The 11,750-nt window shown below is 69.8% G+C and carries 11 protein-coding genes; 5 read left to right on the top strand and 6 right to left on the bottom strand.

The window, feature by feature from the left end; genetic code table 11:
- Nucleotides 1-4: 4 nt before the first annotated feature.
- Nucleotides 5-544 carry a histidine phosphatase family protein gene (locus ACYVK3_RS20200; RefSeq protein ID WP_460499150.1) on the bottom strand — a complete coding sequence of 180 codons (540 nt, stop codon included), beginning with the start codon at nt 542-544 and terminating at the stop codon, nt 5-7.
- A gap of 101 nt (nt 545-645) precedes the next feature.
- The gene (locus ACYVK3_RS20195; RefSeq protein ID WP_460499149.1) at nt 646-1,239 is read right to left on the bottom strand and encodes a TetR/AcrR family transcriptional regulator; all 594 of its coding nucleotides are present in this window, start codon (nt 1,237-1,239) and stop codon (nt 646-648) included.
- 139 nt (nt 1,240-1,378) lie between these two features.
- On the opposite strand from ACYVK3_RS20195, the gene ACYVK3_RS20190 reads away from it, so the two are divergent.
- The 3 genes from ACYVK3_RS20190 (at nt 1,379) to ACYVK3_RS20180 (ending at nt 4,443) form a co-directional block, all read left to right on the top strand.
- Nucleotides 1,379-1,858, top strand: coding sequence for an anthrone oxygenase family protein (locus tag ACYVK3_RS20190; RefSeq protein ID WP_460499148.1), 480 nt, complete (start codon nt 1,379-1,381; stop codon nt 1,856-1,858).
- Nucleotides 1,859-2,104: 246 nt separating this feature from the next.
- On the top strand, nt 2,105-3,247 hold the full coding sequence (locus ACYVK3_RS20185) for a glycosyltransferase (protein ID WP_460499147.1): 1,143 nt from the start codon (nt 2,105-2,107) through the stop codon (nt 3,245-3,247).
- 29 nt (nt 3,248-3,276) lie between these two features.
- The gene (locus ACYVK3_RS20180; protein ID WP_460499146.1) at nt 3,277-4,443 is read left to right on the top strand and encodes a glycosyltransferase family protein; all 1,167 of its coding nucleotides are present in this window, start codon (nt 3,277-3,279) and stop codon (nt 4,441-4,443) included.
- Nucleotides 4,444-4,447: 4 nt separating this feature from the next.
- Here ACYVK3_RS20180 and ACYVK3_RS20175 read toward each other — a convergent pair whose 3' ends face one another.
- Nucleotides 4,448-5,275, bottom strand: coding sequence for a class I SAM-dependent methyltransferase (locus ACYVK3_RS20175; RefSeq protein WP_460499145.1), 828 nt, complete (start codon nt 5,273-5,275; stop codon nt 4,448-4,450).
- 179 nt (nt 5,276-5,454) lie between these two features.
- Here ACYVK3_RS20175 and ACYVK3_RS20170 point away from each other — a divergent pair, with 179 nt between their 5' ends.
- Together ACYVK3_RS20170 and ACYVK3_RS20165 are read left to right on the top strand one after the other, a co-directional pair.
- Nucleotides 5,455-6,642, top strand: coding sequence for a MalY/PatB family protein (locus ACYVK3_RS20170; RefSeq protein WP_460499144.1), 1,188 nt, complete (start codon nt 5,455-5,457; stop codon nt 6,640-6,642).
- Nucleotides 6,643-6,735: 93 nt separating this feature from the next.
- Nucleotides 6,736-7,323, top strand: a complete 588-nt coding sequence (locus ACYVK3_RS20165; protein ID WP_460499143.1) for a TetR/AcrR family transcriptional regulator — start codon at nt 6,736-6,738, stop codon at nt 7,321-7,323.
- Nucleotides 7,324-7,338: 15 nt separating this feature from the next.
- Here ACYVK3_RS20165 and ACYVK3_RS20160 read toward each other — a convergent pair whose 3' ends face one another.
- The 3 genes from ACYVK3_RS20160 to ACYVK3_RS20150 form a co-directional block, all read right to left on the bottom strand.
- Nucleotides 7,339-8,151, bottom strand: coding sequence for a hypothetical protein (locus tag ACYVK3_RS20160; RefSeq protein WP_460499142.1), 813 nt, complete (start codon nt 8,149-8,151; stop codon nt 7,339-7,341).
- Nucleotides 8,152-8,214: 63 nt separating this feature from the next.
- The gene (locus ACYVK3_RS20155; RefSeq protein WP_460499141.1) at nt 8,215-10,596 is read right to left on the bottom strand and encodes a WD40/YVTN/BNR-like repeat-containing protein; all 2,382 of its coding nucleotides are present in this window, start codon (nt 10,594-10,596) and stop codon (nt 8,215-8,217) included.
- Between the two features lie 268 nt (nt 10,597-10,864).
- Nucleotides 10,865-11,750: HNH endonuclease signature motif containing protein (locus tag ACYVK3_RS20150; protein WP_460499140.1), on the bottom strand; the 886-nt coding region annotated here is incomplete at its 5' end.

Raw genomic sequence — 11,750 nt, 5'->3', positions numbered from 1 at the left:
CGCGCTACATCCTGACGAGCTCGACGTCGTGGAACCGCCCCGCAGCGCTGTCGAAGTGAATCCGCGCGCCTTCCATGTAATCGAACATCGCTCCCCACGAGTCGTGGTCCGCCTCGGGGAACAGCGCGATGAGTCCGCATTCGAGGTGGCCGCCGTGCCCAATGACCAGCGCGGCGTCACCGGGCCCGATCGAACCCATGAGGTGCTGCCACTGGCCGGCCAGCGCATGCGAGTAGTCGTGCACCGCGCCGCGCCGGTTGACCAGCCGCGCCAGGCGCGTGAACGGCGCGCCCACCTCGCGATCGGCCTGCTGCGACTCGGTCATGAAACCTTCGATGTTCTTGAGGGTCGGCAGCTCGAGGTTGACGGCGAATCCCATCGCGATGGCGGTCTCGCGGGCGCGGGGCGCGACGCTGGCGGCCACGATCTGGAAGGGCCCCATCAACGTTCCCGCCCACCGGGCGAGCTCGACGCCCTCCTGCGAGAGGTGGACTGCTTCGTCTCCGTCGCGCTTGCTGTGCCGGCGGATTTCGAGCATGGGCATTGGTGGTCTCTTTTCCTCTGTGACACCGGCTGTTCCGTTCGAGCGTACGCGGCGTCACCGCGTCGACTCACCCCGGCTGAGTGCGCCGGGCGGTTCGGACCCTAGGGTCGCGCGGTGCCGGTGAGGACCGTGGTGAGGTCGTGGACGAACCGCTCGTCGAGCGGCAGTTCGTTCTCGAGCGCGCGCGACCAGATGGTGCCGAGGATGAGGTCGGCGGCGGTCGCGACCGCCGCGCCCGCCGGCAGCTCGCCGCGCGCGGCGCCCCGCTCGACGAACGCCATGACGGCGCCCCGGCGGAACGGCACGTACGTCTGATTGAATCGCCGGCCGAACGCCGCGTCGGCCTTCGCCTGCTCCATGACCGCGCGAAAGGCCTTCAGCGCCTGGGGATCGCGGCCGAGCGTGAAGGCGGCCCGTATATAGGCGCGGACGTCGGCGGCGAGGCTGCCCTCGTCGGGGACCGGCACGTGCAGCCGAACCTGCTCGATCACCGCTTCGAGCAGGAGGTCCGCGATCGACGGCCACCGCTCGCGGATGTCGCGCTCGGGCATGCCCGAGCGTTCGGCGATGTTCTGGACTGTCAGGCCCTCGAAGCCGATTCGGCCGAGGAGTTCGAATGCGGCGCTCAGAACGGCCTGCCGGCGTTCTGCAGTGCGCTCGCGGCTGGTACAGATCTGCCCCCGCAGCTCGCTCATGCCATCAGACGGTACCAGAGAGCGACACGAGGTGTATCCTCGCGATTACCCATACGGGTGATACTGGAATGTCACACCGCGGGCGGGCAGACCGGTTCGGCGGCAAGGCGTCGGCCTCTTCGCTGGTAATGTCACCACAATGGAACTCCTTCGCACCCTGGCGCTCCTCGCCTCCACCCTCGGCGTCGGTCTGACGGCCGGGGTCTTCTTCGCCTACACCACCTCGGTCATGCCCGGCCTCCGCCGTATCGACGACCGCAGCTTCGTCACCGCCTTCCAAGCCCTCGACCGCGCCATCATGAACCCGCTGTTTCTCGCGATCTTCATGGGAGGCCTGCTGCTCCCGCTGTGCACCGCCCTGCTCCACCTCGGCGGCGACCACCGCCGCGTGCTGGCGTGGACGGCGGCGGCGTTCGTGCTCTATCTGGGGGCCTTCGTCATCACGGTGCGCGTCAACGTCCCGCTCAACGACGCCGTCAAGGCCGCCGGCGACCCGGACGGGATCGACGTGGCGGCCGTGCGCGAACGCTTCGACGAGCGCAAGTGGGCCCGCTGGAACCTCGTGCGGACCGCGCTGAGCACCGCCGCGCTCCTGTGCCTGGCGCTGGCGATGGTCTGAGGCCGCCGCCCGAACGGCCCCGAGGACTGCGCACCGTCGCCGCGCACCCGACCGCCGAACCGCCCACTACCGCCGGATAAGGGCCGCAACCGCCCGAAATCACCAGTACATATGCTGATCGCATTCGCTTGTGTCCATGTCTGAATTGTGATGAGACCCAGGTCATTCACCGTTTGTTCAAGGTGAGTTCCACTTATAAAATTGCGTGTTGTGCGCATAGATTTCCTGGTCAAAACCGTATGGGGCATGGGCGGAACCATTCGCACCACGCTCAATACGGCGACCTCCCTAGTAGACCTCGGACACGAGGTCACCATCGTGACCTGCGTGCGGAACAAAGCAGTCCCCGATTTCGACATCGACCCGAGGATCGAGATCGTCACGCTTTACGACCTGCGCGACCCCGCCGACGGCGGCGAGACGCTGAGCGATGCCGATAAGGCCCTGCGCCAACGCCCCTCCTTCCTCGCCAAGCGCGCGGTGCCCGGCCCACAGGGCGACTCCGCCCTCATGGACGAGCGCATGAAGCGGTATCTGCGCGCCACCACCGCGGACGTCGTCGTCGGCACCAGCGCCGCCATGAACTTCTACGTGGCCGCCTACGCCCGCCGCCGGGCCGTCCGCGTCGCCCAGGAGCACCTCTACCTCGACCTGTACAACGAAGGCATCCGCGACTGGATCGTCTCGAAGTACCGCAAACTCGACGCGATCGTCACCACCACCGAGATCGACGCCGAGGCCTACCGCAAGGCCATCCCCAAGCACCGCGGCGTCATCGAGTGCGTCCCCAACTCCGTGCCCGCATGCCCCGTCGAGCGCCCCGCCGAGATCGAGAACGTCGTCATGGCCGGCGGACGGATGGCCGCCGGGAAGGGCTTCGACACGCTCATCCGGGCCTTCGCCCGCGTCACCGACGACCACCCGGACTGGAAACTGCGCATCTACGGGCGGGGGAAGGTCGAAAAGCAGCTCAGGCAACTCATCGAGGACCTGCGGGAGACCGACCGCATCGAGCTCATGGGCCCGGTGATGCCGCTCGCCCCCGAGTGGGCCAAGGCCGCCATCGCCGTCGTGCCCTCGCACTTCGAGTCGTTCGGGCTCACCATCGTCGAAGCGATGGGCGCCGGCGCCCCGGTCATCTGCGCCGAGGTGCCGAACGGCCCGCTCGAGTTGATCGAGCACGAAGTCAACGGCCTGTTCGTCAAGAAGAAAGACCGCCGCTCGCTCGAATCGGCGTTGAAGCGGCTCATCGAGGACTCCGCACTGCGCGCCAAACTCGCCGACGGCGGACGCGAGACCGCCCGCCGCTTCGAGCCCGACCGGGTGGTCCACCGCCACGTCGACCTGTTCGAGCGGCTCCTGGCGCGCCGCTCCTGGCGCCGGCCCTGAGCTCGAACCCTCCGAGAGGAACCGCGAACATGCGCATCACCTTCATCGTCAGGGACGTCTGGGGCCTTGGCGGCACCGTCAAGGCCACCCTGAACAACGCCGCCGCGCTGGCCGAACGCGGCCACGACGTCACCATCGCCTCGTGCATCCGCCCCAGGGCCGAGGCCGTGCTGCCCATCGATCCGCGGATCACCGTCGTGAGCCTGTGGGACTCGCGCAAGCCCTCCAAAGGCGGCGAGCGACTGTCCGCGCTCGACCGCCTCCGCGCCCGCCGCCCCTCCATCATGGACGAGCACAAGATCAACCCCATGGCCTCCTCCTCGGCGCTGTTCGACCGCCGCGTCGCGAAGTACCTGCGCAAGACCGACGCCGACGTCGTCATCGGCACCCACCCGAGCCTCAACCTCTACCTGGCGAGGCACGGCCGCGCCGACACGGTCACGATCGCGCAGGAGCACGCGGTCTTCGACCGCCACAGGGCCCCCATCCGGGAGTGGATCAAAGCCGACTACCCGCGCCTCGACGCGATCGTCACCGCCACGAAGGCCGACGCCGCCTCCTACCGCGAGGCGATCCCCGGCTTCACCGGCCCGCTCGAGACCATCCCGAACCTCGTGCCGCGCGTCGGGGTCGACCGCGTCGTCGACTCCGAGCCCGTCGTCATGGCCGCCGGCCGCCTCGTCGCCGCGAAGGGCTTCGACACCCTCATCCGCGCCTTCTCCCGCACCGACGAGCGCTTTGCGCAATGGCGGCTGCGGATCTACGGGCACGGCAAGGAAGCAGCGGCGCTCGCGCAGCTCATCGAGGACACCCGCTCCGAAGACCGCGCCGAACTCATGGGGCGCGTGACGCCGCTCGATCCCGAATGGGCCAAGGCCGCGATCGCCGTCGTGCCCTCGCACCACGAGGCCTTCGGGCTCTCGATGATCGAGGCGATGTCCGCCGGCGTCCCCGTCATCGCCTCGGCCGTCCCGCACGGGCCGCTCGAGGTGATCGAGCGCGACTCCAACGGCCTGCTCGTCGAGCCGAAGAACGTCGAAGCGCTCACCGAGGCCCTCGAGCGGCTCATGGGCGACCGCGAACTGCGCGGCAAGCTCGCATCAGGGGGACAGAACACCGCCTGGCACTTCGAGCCCGAGCAGGTCGTCGGACGCTACGAAGCACTGTTCGAGCGCCTGATCGCCGGGCGCAAGTAGCGCCTCAGGTCTTCTTGGCGATGCCGGCCATCGTGGTGCGCTCGTAGGGCTCGAGCTCCTCGAAGGACGGCACGGGCCTGTCGGGCTCCTCGGGATACCATCTGGCCACGTACTCCAGGCCCGGCGGCACCATCTCCATGCCGAGAAAGTGCTCCTCGAGTCGCTCCACCGGATGGATCCAGCCGTTGCCGAGCGTCTCCAGGCAGGCCCGCGAGAGCCCGTGCTGGGCCGGGTCGCCGGTGTCCGGCCACGCGGTGAGGAACAGGTGGCTGCCCGGCGCGAGCGGCTCCATGAGCTCCGCGAGGATCGCGTCCGGACGCTCGTGCTCGCTGATCTGCATGATCATCCCGATGACCATCAACGCCACCGGGCGTTCGAAATCCAAATGAGACCGCACGTCGGGGTGGGCCAGAATGCCTCCGGGATCGCGCAGATCGGCGGTGACGATCGCCGTGGTGTCATTGTCCGCCAACAGCGCCCGGCCGTGTGAAAGCACCATCGGATCATTGTCCACATAGACCACTCGGGCATGCGGGTCGATCTCCTGCGCGACCTCGTGCGTGTTCTGCTTGGTCGGCAGACCGCAGCCCACGTCGAGGATCTGATCGATCCCCGCCTCGCGCACCAGGTACTGCACACCCCGGATCAGGGCGCGCCGGTTCTCCTCGGCGCACTCCCGCGCCTGCGGGACGTGGCGGGCGAAGATCTCGGCGGCCTCCCTGTCGGCCTTGAAGTTGTCCCGCCCTCCGAGGAGCGCATCGTAGACCCGCGCCGTCGACGGCACGCTGACATCGATCCCAGGGGGCGGCCATTCAGCGGTTTCGTCAGTCACTGTCGTGGTTCCTATCGGCACAACCGGGATCATGGGTCGGGGGACCCCCCGCGACGCGAGCGGGGCACCGTTTCAGGTTACTGCATCTGCAACAAGCGTATGCGTGGCTATTGGACTGCGGCACCGACGTCCACCGATCGCCTCCGCGCCGGGGCGGCAATTCGATTACCGTTGTGGCCATGAGCGAGCCGAGCCGCAACGCCACAGACCCTTCCGGCAACCCGCTGCGGCGGCTGGCGCTCGACGAACTGCGGCGGCGCACGAGCGTCAAATGGCGGGCCTACGACGACGACGTCCTGCCGCTGTGGGTCGCCGAGATGGACGTCCCGCTCGCGGAGCCGATAGCAAAGGCCCTCACCGATGCCATCGCGATCGGCGACACCGGCTACCCCGCCGGCACCGCCTACGCCGAAGCCCTGATCGCCTTCGCCGCACAGCGCTGGAACTGGGAGGGACTGACCGTCGAGCAGACCCGACTCGCGCCCGACGTCATGCAAGGCGTCGCCGCCGGCCTCCGAGTCCTCACCGACCCCGGCGACGCCGTCGTGATCAACTGCCCGGTCTACCCGCCCTTCTACGACTTCATCGCCGACATCGGCCGCCGCGTCGTAGAGGCCCCGCTCGGCGAGGACGGCCGCATCGACCTCGCCGTGCTCGGGGCCGCCTTCGCACGGGCCAAAGCCCGAGGAACACGGGCGGCGTTCGTGCTGTGCAGTCCGCACAACCCGACCGGCACCGTCCACACCGCCGGCGAGCTCGCCGCGGTGGCGGCACTGGCCGAGGAGTCCGACGTCAGGGTCGTCGTCGACGAGATCCACGCGCCCCTGGTCGCGCCGGGAACGTCGTTCGTGCCGTACCTGACGGTGCCCGGCGGCGAGCACGCACTGACGATGATGTCGGCGTCGAAGGCGTGGAACCTCGCCGGGGTCAAGGCGGCGCTCTGCGTCGCCGGCGAGTCCGCGGTCGAAGACCTGGAACGGATTCCCGACGAGGCGGTCCACGGCGTGAGCCACCTGGCGGTCATCGCGCACACCGCCGCGCTCCGCGAGGGCGGCGCCTGGCTCGACGCGCTCCTGGCCGGCCTCGAAGAGAACCGCGAGCTGCTGGCGGTGCTCCTCGCCGAACGGCTTCCCGCCGTCCGCTACCGGCCCGGGCCCGGCACCTATCTCGCCTGGCTCGACTGCCGAGCGCTCGGCCTGGGCGACGATCCCGCCGAGGCGTTCCTCCAACGCGGGCGGGTCGCCCTGAACTCCGGCATCCCCTTCGGCACCGGCGGCGTCGGCCACGTCCGCCTCAACTTCGCCACCGGCCCCGACATCCTCACCGAGGCGATCGGCCGGATGGCCGCCGCGACCGCGCCGCTCTGAGACCCCGCCACGACACCCGAATACGCCTATGAGGCGCCAACTGTCCTTATCGGGCGGCCACCAGGGCTTTCAGGCGGGGCCTACCATTTCGGGATGACCCCCACGCACCCGCTGCGCGCCGATGCTCAGCGCAACCGCCGCAGGATCCTGGACGCCGCGGCGGACCTGATGGCCGAGCGCGGCGTCGACGTGCCCATGGAGGACATCGCCCACCGAGCGGACGTCGGCGTCGGCACCCTCTACCGCCGCTTCCCGGACCGCGACCGCCTCACGCGCGAAGTCGCCGCCGAGATGTTCCGCCTCGTCAACCAGTTCGCCCGCACCGCACTCGCCACCGAGCCCGACGGCTGGAGCGCGCTGGCCCGTCTGATCCGCCACTGCGCCGACGGCCGCTTCGGCACGCTGTGGGCCGCGCTGCGCCCATGGCTGTCCGAGCACCGAGACGGCGACCCGGAGCTGGCGGGGCTCGCGGGGGAGTGGACCGACCTGGTCGCGCGCATCGTGGCGAGGGCCCAACGCGAGGGCACGCTCCGCGTCGACATCGACAATGTCGACGTCATCATGATGATCGGCCTGCTGAGCTGCCGGCTCCCGGACGTGCCTCGGCCGAGGAACCAGGCGATGTCCCGCCGCTACCTCGAATTCCTCCTCGACGGCCTCCGCGCCCGCAGCGTCGCCTAGTGTCTGTCCTGCGAATCAGTACGGCCGCCGGCCGGTCATGTGGTGCTCCAGCAGCAGCGTCAGGCCCGGGACGGCGCCCAACTCGGGATCGGCGGCGAAGTGGGCGCGGTCGCGGCGGAGGTTGTTCCACATGGCCATCCTCGGGCCGTCGAAGTGGTCGAGCGCCTCATCGAAGCCGAGCTCCTCGATGGCGTACGGCACGTCCAGGGCCTCGCCGGCGAGGAGGAATTTGCGCAGGCTCTCCCAGCCGATGTTGGGGATGGCGCTGATCTTGCTGATCGAGCCGTCGCCGCGGAAGTCGCGGTAGACGAGGAAGCCGTGCGGCGCCCCGGCCCTGCTGAACTCGAAGGCCATGACCGAGTGCGGCGCGCCGCCGCTCTCGAGGACGGGTGAGCAGCTCCAGGCCGTGAGCGGCTCGACCGGCCGTTGCAGGTCGTCCTCCCAGCGCGGGCACGGCACGCCCGCGTGCTCGAGACGTTCGATCGCGCTGGCGGGGTATTCCCGCATCGGGCCCGGAGCGAGAGGCTCCAGGACGTGGAGCAGGGCCGAGGCGGCGGCGTCGCCGGGTCTGGCCACGAGGGCCGTGAGCATCGCGAAGCCGATCCGGTCGTCACCGACCGGCGTGCACAGCAGCTGCGAGACGACCGAGGCGCCCTGCGTTTCGGCCTCGAACGGATCATTGAGCCCCAGCAGCTGCCAGGCCCCGGCGCCGGCCGTCGTGGCGACGGGCAGCACCGTCTTGTAGGCCGCTTCGACCTCGGCCTCGGTGAGGCCGTCGAACGCGACGGCGTGCTTGATGCAAAGGTCGGCGTGCAGGTCTGGTTCCATGGGCCCATTATCGGCGGGCGCCGCACCGATTGCTCGGTGCGGCGCCCTGTCTTGACCGGAAGGTCAGTCTGTGATGTCGCCGTAGACGAGGCCGCGGCCGTTGGTGGTGAGGTACACGCGCCCGTAGATCTCGGGGTCGCCGGTGATGGCGCCGCCGGTCCAGGCCCATTGATGGGCGTCGTCGTTGACGCGGGTCCAGTGGTTGCCGCCGTCGGTCGAGCGGTAGATGCCGCGCTTCCCGTCGGCTTTAGCGGAGGTGAAGATCACCGGATAGGGGCGGTTGCGGGCGGCCTTGCCGAAGCCGATCGCGTCCGCCTCCTCGAAGTCGCGGAGGTGCTTCCAGGTGGCGCCGCCGTTCTTGGAGCGCCACATGCCGTAGGCGCCGGTGGTGTCGCCGCCGACGAGCCAGACGTGGCGCACGCGCCCCGGCACGGGCCGGATGTCGACCGGCCCCGCGCTCGGCAGGCCCGTCGCGCCCGTGGACGCGAAGGTCCGGCCGCCGTCGGTGCTCGCGTAGAACACCCCGGCCGCGAAGGCGTAGAGCCGCGACGGGTCGACGCGGTCGGCGCGGATCTTGGCGCCGGCCGGGAGCCCTCCGACGGGAGTCCAGGTCTGGCCCAGGTCCGCCGAGTACACCGGGGTGACGTCGGTGTCGCCGGGGGACCACAGGATCGTCCCGCCGTCGGCCGTCACCGCGACGACGCCGCCGTGGCCGCCTCCGGGGACGCCTGCGAGACGGCTCGTGGTCCGCCAGGTGGCGCCGCGGTCGGTCGAGACGCCGACGTGGCCGTCCGTCTCACCCTCGACGTCGCCGGTTCCGACGACGACGTCCGGGTTCAGCGCGGCGAAGTCGACGCCGCGGCCCGAGGTCCAGTTCGGTCGGCGGATCATGAGCACGGCCTTGTCGAGGTCGGTGTGGACGAAGCCGCCCAGGTCGCCGACGGCCGAGACGATGGTGCCGCCCAGGGCCGCGATGTCCTGGATCGCGGTCTCCTCGAGGCCCTCGACGCGGACTTCCACGGTGAACTTGTCGACCGGCAGCGCGGTCTGCCGACCCGCTTCGTCGTCCCAGCCGACGAGCTCGCCCTGCTGGTCCCATCGGGTCAGGCTCTCGGTGCCCCAGATCGTCGCGCCGGTGCCCCACATGATCCGGTCGGAGTCGTGCGGGTCGATCGCGAGCGCGTCGATCATCCACCCGTGCTTGACGGCGTAGGCCGGCCCCTCGTCGCTGTTCCCGAAGGTCAGCCACGGGCTGCCGGTGTGGTCCATGTCGAAGCGGTCGGTGCGCCGCGGCGGCCAGGAGTAGTCGGCGTCCCACACGTAGTCCCAGCTGGTCTGCCAGCTCGCGCCCGAATCGGTGGAGCGGAAGAGGATCTCGTCGGGCCACCAGTTGTTCTGTGTGGCGGCCATGAGCGTGCCCGGGTTCTGGCGGTCGACGGTGATCCCGCCGAAGCCGGGGATGGCGCCGACCGGGTTGTACGGCGGAGTCACGTCGGTCCATTCGCCGGTCTGCGTCGCCAGACGCATGATCTTGCCGCCGTTGCCTTCGGCGACGCCGCCGTTGTAGGGGCCGGGGTCGTGGCTGGTGACGACGAACAGGTAGCCGTGCTCGTCGTCGACGGCGGACTGCTTCGGGATGGTCCTGGTGGTCCCGGCCGAGCCGAGCGCCTCGGCCGCGCCTTCCACGGCCTCCCAGGTGACGCCGCCGTCCCGCGAGACGTACAGCGGGTCGTCCGGGTCGGCGACGCCGACGTAGATCGCGCCGCCGATCTGGTCGAAGTCGATCCAGATGACGCCCTGGTTGTCGCCTTGGTAGGCGTCGCCGGGCACGATGACGAAGTCGCCGGCGTTCGGGAAGCTCGCGACCCTGGCCCAGGTGCGGCCGTGGTCGCCGGATCGCCACAGGCCGTTGCCCGAGGGCGCGGCGAGGTAGAGGGTGGCGTTGTCGGCCGGGTCGACGACGAGGCGTTCGCCCATGCCGCGTCCGGGCATGTTGCCGCCCTGCTTGAAGGGGAGTTCGGCGAGGCCCCAGGTGTCGCCGTAGTCATCGGAGTAGAGGACCGCGCCGTTGTTCGGGTCCCAGTCGTTGGTGTATGTGCCGACCGCGGCGTAGACGCGGTTCGGTTCGACCGGGTCGGTGGCGACCGAGACGACGCCGGTGTAGCCCCATTCGTCCCAGCCGACCCAGTCGAGCAGGGGCTTCCAGGTCTGGGAGGACTCCTGCCAGCGGTAGAGGCCGCCGATGTCGGTGCGGGCGTAGATCAGACCGGCTTCGGTCTCATTGAAGACGATGCCGGGAACAAATCCGCCTCCATTGATGACCGCGTTGCGCCAGGTGTAGGTGTCCTCGCTCTTGTGGTTCGACTTGGCGAGCAAGGCATCGGGGACGGCGGCGGCCGCTACCGCGGCCGCGCCGAGGGATGCTGCGAATGTGCGTCGTCGCACGTGTGTCTCCTTGAGGGTGAACGAGGGGTCCACGGGGTTAGTTGGGACACCCAACATAACAACTGCCGCGCCGCAGCGCAAGCACCGGCCCTGGCGGGGACGGGCGAGTGGGATGGTTGCTCTGCGCTGAGTCGGCGATGACCAGGTGCGAGACCGGCCGAGGTTGGTGCCCGGAGCGGGCGTCGTGGTGGCCTGGGGTTGCACGGGGAGCCCGGAAACGGCCGCCGGTGCGTTGGCGGGAACGAGGCGGGGTGATGATCGCCCTGCGCTATGGCAGCGACAAAAGCGAGTGGCGGGTGGGCTGGGGTGGTCTGTCAGCGCGGAGGTGGTCGGTGGTGCCGTGCCGGGGCGGATTGGCGTTGACTTGGAGCCGGGAGCCGGGAGCCGGGAGCCGGGAGCCGGGAGCCGGGAGCCGGAGCTGGGAGCCGCGTGCCGGGTGGTTGGTGTCCCGGTTTGGGGTGTGGGCATGGGAATGGGCTCGAAGCCGTTGTCGGTTTCGAGCTGGCGACCTATGAGGTGCCTTCCCCGCCACGGCATCCCGCAGCGGGCGGGTTAAGAACGGCGGCGGTCCGTAGTCCGGTGCCGGTGCGGCCCCGACCGGTTCGCGAGATCGCTTCGCCTCGGTCAGCGCTGTCGAAGTCTCGTATCCCTGTCCCTGTCCCTGTCCCTGTCCCTGTCCCTGTCCCGGTTCCGGTGCTGATGCCGGTTCGGGTGCGGTCGCGGGTTGGGTTGCCGGTGTCGGTGTCGTGAACCGGGCTCGCACTTTCGCGCGGGCGGCTTTCGCGGCGGCCATGACCTGCTCGGTCTCGGCCTGCTCGGCAGCCGCTTCGAGGTCCGGTTTGAGTGTCTCCGACCATTCCTCGGGATACAGGCCGGTCGGGAAGGCGTTCGCGATGTCCTCGGCGAAGCCCAGATCCAGGTCGGTGTCGGTGCGCCAGTCGGCGCACCCGCACTTGAGGTCGGGGTCGGTGTCCTCGTGCCCGTCGTGGTGGACGATCAACGCCTTACCCGGTCCGGTCTTCTGAATGGTCCAGCCGGGGGTGTGGATGCGGCCGTGGTGGAACCGGCACAGCAGGATCAGGTTCTCAGCGACGGTCGGGCCACCATTCGCCCAGTGGCGGATGTGGTGGGCTTCGGTCCACTGCACCGGTGCG

Source organism: Glycomyces tarimensis (assembly GCF_054776215.1).
The sequence above is the reverse complement of the archived record's forward strand: the minus strand, read 5'-3'. Positions and strand labels throughout refer to the sequence as shown.

Coding starts and splice junctions, on each gene's coding strand:
- ACYVK3_RS20200 (WP_460499150.1), bottom strand. CDS start 544: ATGCCCATGCTCGAAATCCGCCGGCACAGCAAGCGCGACGGAGACGAA.
- ACYVK3_RS20195 (WP_460499149.1), bottom strand. CDS start 1,239: ATGAGCGAGCTGCGGGGGCAGATCTGTACCAGCCGCGAGCGCACTGCA.
- ACYVK3_RS20190 (WP_460499148.1), top strand. CDS start 1,379: ATGGAACTCCTTCGCACCCTGGCGCTCCTCGCCTCCACCCTCGGCGTC.
- ACYVK3_RS20185 (WP_460499147.1), top strand. CDS start 2,105: ATGGGCGGAACCATTCGCACCACGCTCAATACGGCGACCTCCCTAGTA.
- ACYVK3_RS20180 (WP_460499146.1), top strand. CDS start 3,277: ATGCGCATCACCTTCATCGTCAGGGACGTCTGGGGCCTTGGCGGCACC.
- ACYVK3_RS20170 (WP_460499144.1), top strand. CDS start 5,455: ATGAGCGAGCCGAGCCGCAACGCCACAGACCCTTCCGGCAACCCGCTG.
- ACYVK3_RS20165 (WP_460499143.1), top strand. CDS start 6,736: ATGACCCCCACGCACCCGCTGCGCGCCGATGCTCAGCGCAACCGCCGC.
- ACYVK3_RS20160 (WP_460499142.1), bottom strand. CDS start 8,151: ATGGAACCAGACCTGCACGCCGACCTTTGCATCAAGCACGCCGTCGCG.